The organism is Actinospineispora acaciae DSM 45401, from assembly GCF_000620785.1.
In the GTDB taxonomy this organism is placed as follows: domain Bacteria; phylum Actinomycetota; class Actinomycetes; order Mycobacteriales; family Pseudonocardiaceae; genus Pseudonocardia; species Pseudonocardia acaciae.
On record NZ_JIAI01000001.1, the window covers coordinates 1,630,131 to 1,645,886 of the forward strand.

The window sequence follows — 15,756 nt, forward strand, 5'->3', positions numbered from 1 at the left end:
ACGCGTTCCGCCGGCGTCCTCCGATCGATATCACAGCCGTTCAGGTGAGGATGTCGACCCACGCCTCCCGCTCCGTCGCGACGACCCGCGCCCGCGACCCGGTGACCAGCCGGTCGAGATCCTCCGGCGCCAGCACGACGACCGGGACGTCTTCGCCGTAGAGCAGCGCGGGGACCAGCGCGCCGAGGACCAGGATCGCGTCCGGCGTGCTGGTGACGATCGCGCGGGGGCCCACGCCGGCGTGGATCAGCTCGGCGAGCACCGACGACGAGGACGACGAGCCCCGCCCGGAGGTCGTCACCAGCACCCGCCCGGCCAGGCCGACACCTCGGTCCGGGTGCCGGACGTCGCTGATGGTGCCGTCGCGACCGACGCCGCCCCAGAACGACACCGGCTCGGCCAGGCGCACGACCTCGGCCTCGGCGGTGCCCGCCACCTGGCCGACCGCGCGCAGACGCTCAGCCGCCATGACCCACCAGCCCCGTGCGGGACGCCTCGACGCAGCCGGCGGTCGTGGTGAGCACGACGTCGACGCCGAGGTTCGCCGGCGCGTACGCCGCCCACTTGCCGGAGTTCGTGGCGACCGTGCGGGTGCCGCGCGGCAGGACGGGCGCGATGTACGAGCAGGTGTCGGTGAGCACGGTCCAGCCCGAGGCGCGCAGGGCGGTCACGATGCCGGCCTCGTCGGCCAGCGCGAGGGTGCCCCGCGAGGTGTTGACCACGGCCCGGACACCGGCACGGACCGCCGGGCCGCCGGCGGCGAGCCGGGCCAGCTCACCCAGCTCGGGGAGGCTGGCGTGTGGGGTACCGACGCACACCGCGTCGACCGGGCCGGCGGAGACGGTGGACAGCCTGGCCAGCTCGCGCGCGACGTCCCGGCCGGTCACCGTGATCACCCGGTCCGGGCGGCGGCCGTGCAGGGCGGCGTCGAGGGTGGGCGCCTCGGGGGTTCGGCCGACCACGTGCACGAGCGCCACCGACCCGGTCGAGGCGGCCACCGCGCACAGCGCCTTGAGCCGCTCCTCGGCCAGCGAGTCCGGCAGCCCGACGACGGCCGCGACGTCCGCGCCGGCCACCCGCCCGAGCAGCGCGCCGATCCCGACGGCGGTCAGCTCGTCATCGAGCCCGGGCACACCGGTGCAGTCGAGCACCAGCCGGGCCGCGCGCTCCTCGTCGCGGTGCAGGCCGGCGTAGGGGGCGCGGGCGGTCAGTGCCGCGCAGATGTCCAGGAAGTCGCCGTAGCGGTCGGTGCGCGCGCCCAGCACGGAGTTGGCGAACGCGATGGCGTTGGACTCGGCCCAGGCCACGTGCTCACCCAGGCCGGGGCGGGCCTCGCGCTGGTAGGGCGCGCAGGTGTAGGTGGGCCGCGCGCCCAGGTCCGCGTACGCGGTCATCAGCTCCCGGCCGTCGGTGTGCAGCTCGGGCACCTCGGGGTCCTCGCCCACCGCCGACGGATGCAGCAGGTCGAGGGCGCCGACGTTCAGCGTGGTGGGCACCCGCACCCGCCCGCCCAGCTCGCGCAGGCGGTGCACGAAGTCCAGCCCGACCGGCCCGTGGTAGAGGCACGAGTCGATGTGCGCGTGGACGATCTCGACCAGCCGGTCGGCGCCGCGGGCCCGCGCCAGGGAGGCGACGACGCGCATCGCGAGCCGTACCGCCGGGCCGTCCGCACCGTCGAGCATCGCCCGCTCGTGCTCGGTGAGGCGCGGGGTCACCATGATGTCGCCTCACTCGCCGGCGGGGCTGAAGGAGCGCTCATCGGCTGATTACTTGTTGTCCGGTGCGGGTCGCGCTGGGGTCTCGCTCCGCCCGGCCCACAGCTCGCGCACGTGACCGATGTGGGTGGTCATGATCCGGGTCATCGCCTCGGGATCCCTGGCCAGCGCCGCATCCAGGATCTCCAGGTGTTCGGTGGCGTTCTGGCTCAGGGTGCCCTCCTCGGCGAGGACCATCAGCCCGTACAGGCGCGCCCGCCCGCGCAGGGTGCGCACGACGTCGACCAGGCAGTCGTTGCCGTGCAGCGCCAGGAACGACAGGTGGTACTCCGTGTCGAGGGTGATGTAGCGGCCCAGGTCCTTGGCCGCGGCCGCCTCGACGATCTCCTCGGCCAGCGGCCGCAGCGCCTCGACCGCCTCGGCGACCTCGCCGACGCAGTCGCGGGCGACCGCCGCCATGGTCGGGATCTCGATCAGGCCGCGCAGCTCGGCCATGGCGTCCAGCTCGGCGTCGTTGGCCTCGATGACCCGGAACCCCTTGTTCCGGACGGTCTCGACCAGGCCCTCCCGCACCAGGTCGAGCATCGCCTCCCGGACCGGGGTCGCGGACACGCCGAACTCGGACGCGAGCGCCGGCGCGGAGTAGATCTCCCCCACCTTGAGCCGCCCCGAGATCAGCAGCGACCGCAGCGACTGGGTCACCTGGTGGCGCAGGCTGTTCTGCTTGTGAACGCCCGGCACCCCGAGCGACACATCCGAACTCACGCTTCCCCCTTATCGCAGCACGAACCCCGGGACGAGGTCGTCGCGCGGGTCGACGGTAAACCGGCTGGTTCCGACCGCGTACGCGGTGCCCGTCATCGCCGGGATGACCGCCGGGTGTCCGTGCGCGGTGGCCGGTTCGGCGATCCACGCCCGGAACACCGAGCCCACCACCGACTCGTGGCGCAGCTCGTCGCCCGGGCCCAGCTCGCCGCCGGCGGCGAGCAGCGCGAGCCGGGCCGAGGTACCCGATCCGCACGGCGACCGGTCGACCTCGCCGTCGGAGAACACGGTGATGTTGCGCTGGTGCAGCCGCCGGGTGCCGTCCTCGCGGGTGGTCGGCGGGTTGACCTCCTCGGTGAGGATCGTGCCGTAGATCCCGGACAGCCGGGGGTCGGTCGGGTGCTCGGCGGCGCCGGCGGCGTTGAGCGCGTTGCGGATCTCCCGGCCGACCGCGATCAGCTCGGTGACGTCGTCCGGCTCCACCCGCAGGCCGACGTCCCCCGCCGGCAGCACGGCGAACATCGCGCCGCCGAACGCGACGTCCACGGTGACCGGCCCGCGCGAGGTCGCGACCTTGACGTCGCGGGCGTGCACGTAGCTGGCCACGTTCGTGAACGTCACGTCCTCGACGAGCCCCCCGACCGTCCGCACCCGCGCCGCGACCCGCCCGGACGGGACGTCGATCACCACGTCCGTGACCCCGTCGTCCGGCGCCGGCACCCGGCCCGACGCGACCGCCCACGCCCCGAGCGCGATCGTGCCGTGCCCGCACGCGGTGGAGAACCCGTCTTTGTGCCAGAACAAAACGCCGAGGTGCGCCCCGTCGTCGTCCGGGGGCACCAGGAACCCGCCGTACATGTCAGCGTGCCCGCGCGGCTCGCTGCACAGCAGCGCCCGCAGCCACTGGACGTCCTCGTTCTGGACGGCCACCATCCGGCGTTCCGCGACGGTCAACCCGGCCGCCGTCACCGCCGCAGGGCCGTCCGGCACGATCCGGAACGGTTCGCCCCCCGTGTGCCAGTCGATCGTCTCGATCGGCCTCATGCGATCCCACCTCACTGGTCTCATGCCCCCAGGTACGCCTCGACGACGTGCGGGTCTGCGCGCAGCTCGCCGGCCGCCCCGGCGACCGTCACCCGCCCGGAGTCGATGACGTAGCCGCGATGGGCGATCTTGAGGGCGGCGCGCGCGTTCTGCTCGATGAGCAGCACCGACGTGCCCGACCGGTTGATCGAGACGATGGCGCCCATGACCTGGGCCACGACCAGCGGCGCCAGGCCCATGGTCGGCTCGTCCAGCATGATCAGCCTCGGCTCGGCCACCATCGCCCTGCCGATGGCCAGCATCTGCTGCTCGCCGCCGGACAGCGTGCCGCCCTGCTGGCCGCGCCGCTCGGCCAGCCGGTCGAACAGCTCGTAGACCCGGTCGATCCGCTTCTCGATGGACGCGCCGCCGTCGCGCACCGTGTAGCCGCCGAGCTGCAGGTTCTCGTGCACGGTCAGCCGGGAGAAGATCCGCCGGCCCTCGGGGACGTGCACGATCCCGCGTTCCACGATCGACCACGGCGTCGCGGTGGTGATGTCCTCGCCGTAGGCGGTGATCGAACCGGCGCGGGCGCGCACCACCCCGGAGATGGTGGAGACGGTCGTCGACTTGCCGGCGCCGTTGTTGCCGAGCAGCGCGACGATCTCGTTCTCGCCGACCGTGAGGTCGAGCCCCCGCAGGGCCTCGACGTTGCCGTAGCCGACCCGCAGGCCGCTGACCTCCAGGACGGTGCTCATCGCCGCCCCTCCGCCGCGATCCGCTCCGCCTCCAGGTGCGCGTCCTCGTCCTCGGCGCCGAGGTAGGCCTCGATCACGGCCGGGTCGGACCGGATCTCCGCCGGGGTGCCGTCGGCGATCTTCCTGCCGTAGCTGAGCACGACGATCCGCTCGGACACCTCCATCACCAGGCCCATGTCGTGCTCGATCAGGACCACCGCGATCCCGAGGTCGGCGATGCGCCGCAGCAGGTCGAGCAGCCGTGCCTTCTCGCCGTGGTTGAGCCCGGCGGCCGGCTCGTCGAGCAGCAGCATCCGGGGCTCGCGGGCCAGCGCCCTGGCGATCTCCACCCGCCGCTGCTCGCCGTAGGGCAGGTTGCGGGTCGGGGTGGTGCGGTCGTGCTCCATGCCCACGAAGTCGAGCCACCGGTTCGCCTCGGCGGTGGCGGCGTCCTCGGCGCGGCGGTAGCGCGGCGTGTGCAGCATCGCGTCCAGGAAGTTCTCCCTGATCCGCACGTGCATCCCGGCCCGCACGTTGTCCAGCACCGTGAGGTCGCCGAACAGCCGCAGGTTCTGGAACGTCCGCGCGATCCCGCCGGCCGCGATGACGGCGGGCCGCTTGCCGGTGACGTCGGCGCCGGCGAACCTCACCGCGCCCCCGGACGGCTTGTAGAACCCGGTGATGCAGTTGAACGCACTGGTCTTGCCGGCGCCGTTCGGGCCGATCACGGACAGCACCTCACCCTCGTGGACGGCGAAGCTCAGGCCGTCCACCGCATGGACGCCGCCGAACGAGACGGCCATGTCCTGGACGTCCAACAGCACGGTGCCCGCGACGGGCCGCCCCGGCTTGTCCGCCACGGCCGCGCTGTCCGGGACACCTGTCGACGGGCGCCGCTTCGGCTCCCCCATCCGCGCCGGCAACAACCCGCGCGGACGGAACACCATGATGACGATCAGGAGCACGCCGAACACCAGGTAGCGCCAGTTGTCCGCGCCGCGCAGCAGCTCGGGCAGCAGGGAGATCACCAGCGCGCCGACGACGACACCCGGCGTCGAGCCCATCCCACCGAGCACGACGGCCATCAGGATCAGCGCCGACCACAGGAAGTTGAAGCTCGGCGGCGAGATCGCGGTCTGGTGCACGGCGAAGAGCACGCCCGCGATCCCCCCGAACACCGCCCCCGCGATGTACGCCGCGAACTTGACCTTGTACGTGTGGATGCCCATCGCCTCGGCGGCGTCCTCGTCCTCGCGCACGAACCGCCACGCCCGCCCCAGCCGCCCGCGCCCGAGCCGGCTGGAGAACAGCACCGCGACACAGACGACCACCGCGCACACCCAGTACACCGCGATGTTCGGACGCAGCCCGAAGTCGCCGAAGTCCGGGATGCCGAACAGCCCGTTCGGCCCGCCGGTGAAGTCCAGGTTGTTCGCGGTGATCCGGATGATCTCGCCGAACCCGAGCGTCACGATCGCCAGGTAGTCGCTGCGCAGCCGCAGCGTCGGCCCGCCGATGATCAGCCCGCCGGCCACCGCCGCGACCACCACCACCGGCACCGTCGCGATCACCGGCCAGCCGAACTTCGTGGCCAGCACCGCCGAGGTGTACGCGCCGATCGCGAAGAACGCCGCGTACCCGAGGTCCAACAGCCCGCAGTAGCCGACCACGACGTTCAGCCCGACCGCGAGCATCACGAAGATCAGCGCGTCGGTGGCGATCTGGATGACGTACGTGGACGAGTTGACGAACGGCAGCCCCACCGCGAGCACCGCCACCGCCAGCCCCAGCCACGGGCTGGCCAGCACGCCCGACACCGCCCCGGACACCCGCGCCGCCGGGCCCCCGACCCCCTTCCCGGCCAGCGCCACGTTCGCCTGCCCGCGCTCCTCCACCGCCCGGACGAACGCAGAGGCCTCCTCGCCGAGCCGCTTCTCGCCCATCACACCCGCTCCGTGACGCGCTCGCCCAACAGCCCGGTCGGCCGCAGGGTCAGGAACAGAATGAGGAAGCCGAACGCGAACACGTCACGCCACTGGCTGCCCAGGAACGCCACCCCGAACGACTCCAGCAGCCCCAGCACGATCGCGCCGAGCACGGCACCGCGCAGGTTCCCGATCCCGCCGATCACCGCCGCGGTGAACGCCTTGAGCCCGATGATGAAGCCCATCAAGAAGTCGATCTTCCCGTAGTACGCGCCGGCCATCACGCCCGCCGCGCCGGCCAGCGCGGACCCGATGAAGAACGTCCGGGAGATGACGCTGTCCACGTTGATGCCCATGAGCAGGCACGCCTTCGGGTCCTGCGAGATCGCGCGCATCGCCCGCCCGGAGCGGGTCCGCTGCACCAGGGTGTCCAGCGCGACCATGAGCGCGACCGCGATCGCCATCATCGCCAGCTGCGGGTAGGTGATCCGCCCGCCGGCGACGCTCAGCGCCCCGCCACCGACGCCGATCGGGTACACCTCCGGGTTCGGCCCGAACCCGACGGCGATGCCGTACTCCAGCGCGAAGCTCGCGCCGACCGCGGTGATGAGCACGGACAGCCGGGGCGCGCCCCGGAGCGGGCGGTAGGCCACCCGCTCCAGGACGACACCGAGCAACCCGGTAGCGATCATCGCGATGATCATGACGGCGATCAGCGCCAGGAACCCGCCGCCGAGCGCGCCGGCCGCCACGCTCAGCACCGTGAAGCCGGCGAACGCACCCAGCATGTAGATGTCCCCGTGGGCGAAGTTCAGCAGCTTGATGATCCCGTAGACCATCGAGTAGCCGAGCGCGACCAGGGCGTAGAACGACCCGACGAACAGGCCGTCGAACACCAGCTGGGTCAGGTTCATGACTTGTTGAGCGCGAAGTCGTTGCCCCGCACGACCAGGATGTCGAACCCGCCCTCGCTCAGGGTGTGCTCGGGGGTGAACTTCAGCGAGCCGGAGAAGATCTTGAAGCCGTTGATCTGCTCCAGCGCCTTGGTCACCGCCTGGCCGTCGGTGGACCCGGCCATCTTGACCGCCTCGGCGGCGACCCGCACCGCGTCGTAGGCCTGGGTGGAGTACGGGCCGGGGGCGGTGCCGATCTTCGCCTGGTAGTTCTTGATCCAGGCCTCGCCGCCGGAGATGGTGGCCGGCGTCTGGGTCATCGTCGCGAACACGCCCTGGGCGGTCGGCTCACCGGCGATCTGGATCAGCTTGGGGTCCACCGAGCCGTCCGCGACCATGAACTTGCCCTGGTAGCCGGCGGCCTTGAGCTGCTTGATGAGCAGCCCGCCCTCCTGGTAGTAGCCCGTCCAGTAGACGAAGTCCGCCTTGGAGCCCATCACCGCGTTGACCGCGCCGGAGTAGTCGGACTCGCCCGCGGTCACCGACTGCTGGGTGGCGACGTTGACGCCCAGCGGCTTGAGGTCGTCGGCCGTCCGCTTGGTGATGTCGGTGGAGTACGAGGTGTTGTCGTCGAGCAGCGCGACGGACGTGCTGCCCTGCGCCTTGATGAACTTCGCAGCGGCCGCCGCCTGCTGGATGCCGGTGCCGTTGAGCAGGAACACGTTCGGCAGCTTCTGCGCGACCAGGTCCGCCGAGTTCGCCGCCGGGATGATCATCGGGATGTTGGCCTTGTTGAAGATGCTCAGCGTGGGCAGCGTCGCCGACGAGCAGTAGCCGCTGACGGCGATGTTGATCCCGGCACTGACCAGCTTCGCGGCGCCGGCGGCTGCGGTCTTCGGGTCGCACGCCTCGTCCTCGACGGTGAGCGCGAGCTTGCGGCCGTTCACGCCCCCCTGGGCGTTGATCTCGTCGACCGCGAGCTGCGCGCCGCCGCGCATGTTCGGGCCGATCGCCGACGAGCTTCCGGTCAGCGGGGTGAGCATGCCGAGGTTGATGGTGCCGCCGGCGGCGGACCCGCCGCCGCCTCCGGACCCTCCGGACGTGAGGTTGCCTCCACAGGCGGTCAGGCCGAGCCCGAGCAGCAGGGCGGCCGCCGCCACAGCACTGTGGCGCATGATGCTCATAGGGTCACTCCATGGTGTGTGTGTCGATCGACGCGGAAGCGTCTCAGAGCTGGAACCCCGCGGGGAAGGGGTCGGACGGGTCGAGCATGTACTGCGCGGTGCCGGTAATCCAGGCCCTACCGGTGATGGACGGCAGAATGCCCGGCCGGTCCCCCACCGTCGTCTCGTCGCGGATGCGGCCGATGAAGCGCGAGCCGATCAGCGACTCGTTCACGAAGTCCTGTCCGACCGGCAGCAGGCCCCGTGCGTGAAGCTGCGCCATCCGGGCGCTGGTGCCGGTGCCGCACGGCGACCTGTCGAACCACCCGGGGTGGATGGCCATGGCGTGCCGGGAGCGCTCGGCCGTCGACCCGGGTGCCTCCAGGTAGACGTGGTGGCAGACGTCGATCTCGGGGTTCTCCGGGTGCGCGACCGGGTTCTGCTTGTTGATCGCGTCCATGATCGCGAGCCCGGCGTCCAGCATCCGTTGCTTCTCCGCGCGGTCGAACGGGATGCCGAGATCGTCGAGCTTGACGATGGCGTAGAAGTTCCCGCCGTAGGCGATGTCGTAGCGCGCCGGCCCGTGCCCTTCGACGTCCACGACCTGGTCGAGGGCGTGGCAGTAGGACGCGACGTTGTCCAGGGTGACCGACTCGGCGTGCCCGTCGCGCACCCGCACCCGGGCGGTGACCAGCCCGGCCGGCACGTCCAGCCGGATCACCGTCTCCGGCTCGACGACCTCGACCATGCCGGTCTCGACCAGGACGGTGGCCACGCCGATGGTGCCGTGCCCGCACATCGGCAGGCACCCGGAGACCTCGATGTAGAGCACCCCGAAGTCGGCGTCCGGCCGGGTCGGCGGCTGCAGGATCGCGCCGGACATCGCGGAGTGCCCGCGCGGCTCGTACATCAGCAGCGTGCGCAGGTCGTCGCGCTCGGCGACGAACCGCTGGCGGCGCTCGAACATCGTCGCCCCGGGCAGGACGCCGACGCCGCCGGTGATGACGCGGGTCGGCATGCCCTCGGTGTGGGAGTCGACGGCGTGGTAGACGACTGTGCTGCGCATGGTCAGTTGACCCCGGCGTCGATCAGGGCCTGGGTGGCGTTGCGTACCACTGCCTCCTGCTCGGGCGTGAGCGGCTGCCTCGGCGGGCGGCAGCGGCCGCCGCGCCGGCCGATCATCTCCTGGCCGAGCTTGATGGCCTGGATGAACTCCGTCTTGCTGTCCCAGCGCAGCACAGGGTGCAGCCGGCGGTACAGCGGCAGGGCGGTCTCCAGGTCGCCGACCAGCGACGCCTCGTAGAGCGCGAGGCAGGCGCGGGGGAAGACCTGCGGGTAGCCGGCGACCCAGCCCACCCCGCCGGCCAGCGCGACCTCCAGGACGGTGTCGTCGGTGCCGATCATGAGGTCCAGGCCCGGGGCGAGCTCGGCGATCTCGTAGCAGCGCCGGACGTCCCCGGAGAACTCCTTGACGCCCACGATGAAGCCCTCGGCGTAGAGCTTGGCCAGCAGCTCGGGGCGCAGGTCGACCTTGGTGTCGATCGGGTTGTTGTACGCGGTGACCGGTAGCCCCACCGAGGCCACCAGCTCGTAGTGCTCCAGGACGGCGCGGTCGTCGGCGCGGTAGGCGTTCGGCGGCAGGCACATCACGGCCTGGCAGCCGGCGTCCTTGGCGAACTGGGCGTGCCGTTTGGCTTCCCGGCCGCCGTAGGCGCCGACGCCGGGCATGACGGTGAACCCGTCGGGGGCGTTCGCGACGGCGGTCTCGACGACGCGGTCGCGCTCGTCGTGGGTCAGCGTCTGGTACTCGCCCAGCGAGCCGCTCGGCGCCACGCCGTGCATGCCCTGCTCGGCCAGCCAGGCCACGCTCTCGCCGTAGGCGCCGAAGTCGACCTCCAGGTCGTCGTCGAACGGCAGGCTGGTCGCGACGATCACGCCGTGCCAGGGTTTACGCGTCTCGGCCATGCGTGCTCTCCTTTTTCTCCACCGCCGCCCCCGCCACCTCTTCCGCGAGCGCTCCGAGCGTGACGGGCGTCGCGATCAGTCGTTCGGTGGGGACGTACGCCTGTTGTTCCGCGGTAAGGCTGTGCACCGCCGGGCCGCACATCCGGCCCTGGCACCAGCCCATGCCGGCCCTGGTCAGCTGCTTGACCTGCCGGTGGTCGCTGGCCTCGGCGGCCCGGACCGCGGCGGCTGTGACTTCTTCGCAGCGGCACACGACCGTCTCGTCCGTAAGCCACTCCGACCAGGCCGGCGGGACGGGGTGGGCCAGCGCCATCGCCCGCGCGAACGCCCGGTGGCGGGCCACCTCTGAACGGACGGCGGCCAGGCGGCGGTACGGGGTGGCCGGGGGCGCGCCGGCGTCGGCGAGCACGGACTCGGCGGCGAGCTGGCCCTCGCGCAGTGCCAGCATCGCGCCGCCGATGCCGCACGCCTCGCCGGCCGCGTACACCCCGGGCACGCTGGTGCGCTGTCCGTCGTCGACGGCCACCACGGCGTTGCCGTCCTCGGCGTCGGCCAGCGCGCAGCCCAGCGTGACGGGCAGGTCGAGCTGCGGCGCGAACCCCCAGCCGACGCCCACCGCGTCCACCTCGACCCGCCGCTCGGTGCCCGGGCGCGGCCTGCCCTCGGGCGTCAGCGAGGCGATCCGTACCGATGCGACCCGGTCGACACCGTGCGCGCCGATGATCGCGGTGCGCGGGCGGACCCGGACACCGCGACGCACGTACCCGGCGCCTTCGACCCACTTCGCCGGGTTGCGCAGCAGCGCGCCGGGATGCCGCAGCCAGGCCAGCGGGTTCGCGGCCTCACACACCGCGACGACCTCGACCCCGCGCGCCGCGAGCCCGGCGGCCACCGGCAACAGGAACGGGCCCGTGCCGCCCAACGCGACCCGGCTACCGGCCGCGACCCCGCCGCCCTTGAGCAGCGCCTGCAGGCCGCCGATCGTGAGCACCCCCGGCAGGTCCCACCCCGGGAACGGCAGCTGACGGTCATAGCCCCCGGTCGCGACCACGAGCCGACGCGCGCGCAGCACGACGGCGGCCTCCCGAGGCTCCTCGCGCCGGTCGACCGCATGCACGTCGAACCCACGGTCCGCACCAACCGCCGTCCACACGTCGTGCCGCAACCGCACGTCAAGCGCCCCGGCGGACAGCGCACCGGACAGCGCGCGGTACTCGCGCAGGTGATGGTGCAGGTCGTCGGTCCGGATGGCCTCCCGCGCGTGCTCCGGCGGATGGCGCCAGAACTGGCCGCCCAGGGCGTTTCCGGAATCGACGAGCGCGACGCTCAGCCCCCCGGCCAGCGCCGTGGCCGCCGCGGCCATGCCCGCCGGCCCGGCTCCGATGACGACGACGTCGACCGGCTCACTCATGGACGTCGCCCGTCGTCACGGTCATCCCCGGCCGGGCCAGCACCAGGCACGCCCGCTGCCTGCCGGACCCGTCCACCGCCACCAGGCAGTCGAAGCACACGCCTATCCCGCAGAAGACCCCGCGCGAACGGCGCCCGACCCGGGTGGTGCGCCAGGCGACCCGCCCCGCGGCCACCAGCGCGGCGGCCACCGTCTGCCCGGCCACGAACGGCAGCGCCCGCCCGTCGACGACGATCTCGTTCATGCGCGCACACCTCCGGGCAGGACCAGCCGATCCGGCAGCAGCGCGGTGTGCTCCGCCGGATCCGCCCCGCGCCAGGCACGCCCGATCAGGTGGGCCGTCACCAGCGCGCCGGTCCCGGGCGCCAGGCCGATGCCCGCGCCCTCGTGCCCGCACGCGTGGATGACCCCGGCCACCCGAGGGTCCGGGCCGATCACCGGAAGGTGGTCGGGGCAGTACGGCCGAAAACCCCGGTAGGCGCGCATCACATGCACCCCGCGCAGGAACGGGAACAGCCGGCAGGCCTGCGCGGCCAGGGTCGCGACCACATCCGGCCTCATGGTCGTGTCGAACCCCACCCGCTCGCGGCTGGCGCCGATCAGGATCGTGCCGCCCCGGGTGCCTTCGACGACGCACGAGGTCTCCAGCCCCTCCTCGGAGGAGGCCACGTTCGCGACATAGTCGGCCGAGTAGACCTTGTGCCGGACCATCGGCGCCAACGGCTCGGTCACCAGGATGAAACCCCGGCGCGGGAGCACCTCGATCGGCGCGCCGAGCCGGCGGCCGACCTCGCCGCCCCAGGTGCCCGCCGCGTTCACCACGGCATCGGCGAACAACCCGTCACCGCCCGCCGTCCGAACCCCGACCACCCGACCGCCCCCGTCGGTCACCGCGCCCGCGACCTCACCGGTACGCACCCGCGCGCCGCGCGCCACCGCCGCGCGCAGCAGGGCGGCCGCCGCGAGAACCGGCTGCACCTGGGCGTCTTGCGGGTAGTACACGCCCCCCGGGATCCCGGCCGCGAGGTGCGGCTCCAGCTCCTGAACCCCGTCGACGCGCTCGGCCCGGACGCCGGCCGCCTCCTGCCGCGCGGCAAGCTCGTGGAGTGCCGCGAGCCCGTCCGGCCCGGTCGCGACCACCAGGCCACCCTTGGCCTCCAGCTCGAACGAGTCCGCTCCCAGCTCGTCGCCGGCCTCGAACCACAGCGCACGGCTCAACCGCGCCAGCCCCAGCTCGGGCCCCGGCTCCTTGTCCGAGAGCAGGACGTTGCCCTCCCCCCGGCTCGTCGTCCCGCCCCCGACCGGCCCGCGATCGACGACCGTGACGTCCAGGCCCGCCGAGGCGGCATGGAACGCGCAGGCGGCACCGATGATGCCCGCGCCCACGACGACGACGCTCGCGGCCACGCAACCCCTCCTGCCCATTGCGACTGTGCAATGTCACATGGCACAGGAGGTTACTGTCCGGCCGCTCCCCAGACAACGGTGAGTTGAGACGAGGGCTACAGGCCCCTGGCCGCGTACGACCCGATGTAGGCGTCGATCGCGTCGGCGGCGATCGCCTCCAGGGGCCGGCCCTCCCGCTCGGCCTGGGCGCTCAGCTTCCTGGTCACCGACTCCGGCAGCCGCAGGATGGTCATGTCCCGACCCGGGTCGGTGTGGTACCAGCCGACGAACAACACGCCGGGATTGGTCCGGACCGGCGACAGCGGCCCGGCGTCGGCGACCTCGACCACCACGTGCCGCCGGCCGCCGGGGGCACGCGTGTGGGCGGCGCGCACCCGCAGCTCCCGGTTCGGCTCGGGGGTGCCGGCCGGGTGGGCGTGCTCCACCAGGCCGATCATCGTCCTGGCCAGGGTGAGGACCAGGTCGTCGGCTCGTTCGGCCGGCCATCCGACCTTGCGCAGCCAGCCCCGGAACGCCCGGCGCAGCGACACCAGCTCGGCCGCGTCCGCGCCGAGCACCCGCTCGAACACGCCGCCCGTGGCGCTGTTGATGCCGCTGATGCCGCCCGCCCCGTCGATCCTGAGGTGGCCGTCACCACTGAACAGGTTGCTGATGTCCGGCCCCCTCTCTGCCGCGTCCACTCGTGGCGCCGGGTCGCGCCGGCCGAACGCCTACGACACCGGGATCCGGTCGTGCCCGCACGTCTCGCACGAGCAGCACTCGTCTACCCCGCCCACGATCGAGCGAAACCCTGATCATCACCGGCGGCGCCGGCCGGTCGTGTCGTGATCGGCGAGCGACGCCTCAGCGGGCGGCATACAGATTACGGAACTCGCCCGGTGGCAGTCCGTAGGTTTCCCGGAACAGCCGGCTGAAATGCGCCGGGTTGGTGAACCCCCGGCCCGCCGCGACGGCGGCCACCGGGCGGTTCCAGTTGGCCGGGTCGAGCAGGTCGGCGCGGCAGCGTTCGAGCCGTCGGCGGCGGATCCAGCCCGCCGGGCCGGTGTCCGAGCCGTCGAACAGCTTGTGCAGGTAGCGCACCGAGATGTGGTGCGCGGCGGCGATGGACGCCGGGGTCAGCGCCGGATCGCCCAGGTGGCGTTCGATGTGCGCGTGGATGCGGGCCAGCAGCACCCGCCGGCGGCCGTCCTCGGGAGCCGCGTCGACCCGGTCCAGCCGCTCGGCGAGCGCTACGCCGACCAGGTCGACCAGCGCGGAGCCGACCCGGGTGTGTGACGTCGAGGCGGCCCTTTCGAGGTATCGGGGCAGCTGAAGCAGCAGGGCCGAGGCCAGCGCGCCGGCGCCCTGGTCGCCGGGGATGCGGACGGCGGTGAGCCGCTCCAGCTCGTCCGGTGGCAGCGGCAGCAGCGTGCGCGGGAACGTGGCCAGCACGAACCGCCGCGCCCGGTGCCGCCAGGTCACCGGGCGGGACAGGTTCAGGAACGCCAGGTCGCCGGTGCCCAGCCTGGCCTGCCGGCCGGCCTGCTCGACGCACACCTCGCCCGGCCCGGCGACCTCGATCTGGAACAGCTCGGGATCCGAGCGGCGGATGTGCCGGGCGGTCCGCCGCACCTCGCGCGCGCCGGTCCGCCACTCCAGGACCTGCACGTCGCCGAGCTCGCCGGCGACCATCCGGCTGGCCACCTCCGGCCCGTGGTCCAACCGGACGTCGATCGGGACCAGCGCATTGTCGGCGATCAGCTGCCGCTCGGCGTCCAGCCGCTCGGCGCGCGGCAGCCTGTCGGCGTGGAACTCCCCCGTGATCACGAACGAACCTCCGCCAGAACTCTACCCGGCGGTGTGGCGCGCCCGTGCCCGAGCGGTGGGTCAGAGCGCGTGGAGCGAGGGCGAACGGGTGAGGTCGTCGATGTGGTTGTGGGCGTGCCTGACGAAGCCGGCGGTGGCCCGCGAGGTGCTGGCGCGCCGCCAGACGATCCGCATCGTGGAGTGCGGGCAGTCCAGCACGCGTATCGCGCGCAGCCCTCGGCCGGCCATGGCGGTGCCGATCGACCGGGGCACGAACGTGATCGCCTGCCCCAGCCGCACGTACGCGCGGATCTGGCAGGTGTCGCTGATGGCCGGGCCCGGGGCCCAGGGCTCCGCCGGCTCGGGCGGCCACAGCGCGGACCGGTCCTCGAGGCCGGCGCCCGGGCGGATCACCGCCGAGCCGTCCAGCTGCGCGAGCTCCAGCCGGTCGCGGGCGGCCAGCGGGTGGTCGTTGGGCAGCAGCACGACCCGGGGTTCGGAGAACAGCTCGTCGCCGTCCAGGCCGGGATCCTCGTCGAACGGGTCGCGCACCAGCGCGACGTCGGCGGCGCCCTCCATCCGAGCCTCGGCCGGCACCCCGGGGTTGGTGAAGTTGTAGGAGCTGACCAGCGTCTCCAGGATCGAGACGTCCCATCCGCCCGCGACCACCGTCAGCCGGGGGGTGGCGGTCGCGGCCCGCCGGGCCAGCCGGAGCGCCTCGGTGGTCTGCTCGTCCAGGCCCCTGGCGTGGCGCAGCAGCACCTGGCCGGCCTCGGTCGTGGTGACCTCCCGGTAGCCCCGCACCAGCAGCGGGGTGCCCACGAACGCCTCCAGGGACCGGATCGCGCGCGAGAGCGCCCCCTGCGTCATCACCAGCCGCTCGGCCGCCCGCGTGAAGTTGCGCTCCTCGGCCACCGCCACGAAGTACCTCAGCAACCGAAGATCGACGTCCGCCACCCCTCACTCC

The 15,756-nt window shown here is 73.0% G+C and carries 16 protein-coding genes; all 16 read right to left on the reverse strand.

Features of this window, described 5'->3' with window-relative positions:
• Nucleotides 1–40: 40 nt before the first annotated feature.
• Entirely contained in the window at nt 41–469 is a 429-nt protein-coding gene (locus N912_RS0107850) for an aconitase X swivel domain-containing protein (protein ID WP_028922010.1), read from the reverse strand.
• Entirely contained in the window at nt 459–1,718 is a 1,260-nt protein-coding gene (locus tag N912_RS0107855) for an aconitase X (protein ID WP_028922011.1), read from the reverse strand. Before N912_RS0107855 ends, N912_RS0107850 begins: the two co-directional genes overlap by 11 nt.
• A gap of 48 nt (nt 1,719–1,766) precedes the next feature.
• On the reverse strand, nt 1,767–2,480 hold the full coding sequence (locus N912_RS0107860; protein ID WP_028922012.1) for a GntR family transcriptional regulator: 714 nt from the start codon (nt 2,478–2,480) through the stop codon (nt 1,767–1,769).
• Between the two features lie 9 nt (nt 2,481–2,489).
• Entirely contained in the window at nt 2,490–3,524 is a 1,035-nt protein-coding gene (locus N912_RS0107865) for a proline racemase family protein (RefSeq protein WP_037062974.1), read from the reverse strand.
• A gap of 20 nt (nt 3,525–3,544) precedes the next feature.
• Nucleotides 3,545–4,261, reverse strand: a complete 717-nt coding sequence (locus tag N912_RS0107870) for an ABC transporter ATP-binding protein (protein ID WP_028922014.1) — start codon at nt 4,259–4,261, stop codon at nt 3,545–3,547.
• Entirely contained in the window at nt 4,258–6,183 is a 1,926-nt protein-coding gene (locus N912_RS65615; RefSeq protein WP_084210749.1) for a branched-chain amino acid ABC transporter ATP-binding protein/permease, read from the reverse strand. Before N912_RS65615 ends, N912_RS0107870 begins: the two co-directional genes overlap by 4 nt.
• Entirely contained in the window at nt 6,183–7,079 is an 897-nt protein-coding gene (locus tag N912_RS0107885; RefSeq protein ID WP_156993249.1) for a branched-chain amino acid ABC transporter permease, read from the reverse strand. The genes N912_RS65615 and N912_RS0107885 overlap by 1 nt, the downstream gene beginning before the upstream one ends.
• Nucleotides 7,076–8,242, reverse strand: coding sequence for a branched-chain amino acid ABC transporter substrate-binding protein (locus N912_RS0107890; RefSeq protein WP_028922016.1), 1,167 nt, complete (start codon nt 8,240–8,242; stop codon nt 7,076–7,078). The genes N912_RS0107885 and N912_RS0107890 overlap by 4 nt, the downstream gene beginning before the upstream one ends.
• A gap of 43 nt (nt 8,243–8,285) precedes the next feature.
• Nucleotides 8,286–9,287: a proline racemase family protein gene (locus tag N912_RS0107895; protein ID WP_028922017.1), complete on the reverse strand. Its 1,002-nt coding sequence runs from the start codon at nt 9,285–9,287 to the stop codon at nt 8,286–8,288.
• 2 nt (nt 9,288–9,289) lie between these two features.
• Nucleotides 9,290–10,186 (reverse strand): dihydrodipicolinate synthase family protein, encoded by an 897-nt coding sequence (locus N912_RS0107900; RefSeq protein ID WP_028922018.1) that lies wholly within the window; start codon nt 10,184–10,186, stop codon nt 9,290–9,292.
• Complete coding sequence (locus tag N912_RS50230; protein ID WP_051579812.1) at nt 10,170–11,597, reverse strand: FAD-dependent oxidoreductase; 1,428 nt, start codon at nt 11,595–11,597, stop codon at nt 10,170–10,172. The genes N912_RS0107900 and N912_RS50230 overlap by 17 nt, the downstream gene beginning before the upstream one ends.
• Entirely contained in the window at nt 11,590–11,841 is a 252-nt protein-coding gene (locus N912_RS0107910; RefSeq protein ID WP_028922019.1) for a (2Fe-2S)-binding protein, read from the reverse strand. The genes N912_RS50230 and N912_RS0107910 overlap by 8 nt, the downstream gene beginning before the upstream one ends.
• Nucleotides 11,838–13,004 (reverse strand): NAD(P)/FAD-dependent oxidoreductase, encoded by a 1,167-nt coding sequence (locus N912_RS0107915; protein ID WP_028922020.1) that lies wholly within the window; start codon nt 13,002–13,004, stop codon nt 11,838–11,840. Before N912_RS0107915 ends, N912_RS0107910 begins: the two co-directional genes overlap by 4 nt.
• A 95-nt stretch (nt 13,005–13,099) precedes the next feature.
• Nucleotides 13,100–13,684 carry an ATP-binding protein gene (locus N912_RS0107920; RefSeq protein WP_028922021.1) on the reverse strand — a complete coding sequence of 195 codons (585 nt, stop codon included), beginning with the start codon at nt 13,682–13,684 and terminating at the stop codon, nt 13,100–13,102.
• 163 nt (nt 13,685–13,847) lie between these two features.
• The gene (locus N912_RS0107925) at nt 13,848–14,810 is read right to left on the reverse strand and encodes an AraC-like ligand-binding domain-containing protein (RefSeq protein WP_028922022.1); all 963 of its coding nucleotides are present in this window, start codon (nt 14,808–14,810) and stop codon (nt 13,848–13,850) included.
• A gap of 60 nt (nt 14,811–14,870) precedes the next feature.
• Nucleotides 14,871–15,746, reverse strand: coding sequence for a LysR family transcriptional regulator (locus N912_RS50235; protein ID WP_064745171.1), 876 nt, complete (start codon nt 15,744–15,746; stop codon nt 14,871–14,873).
• Nucleotides 15,747–15,756 lie beyond the last annotated feature (10 nt).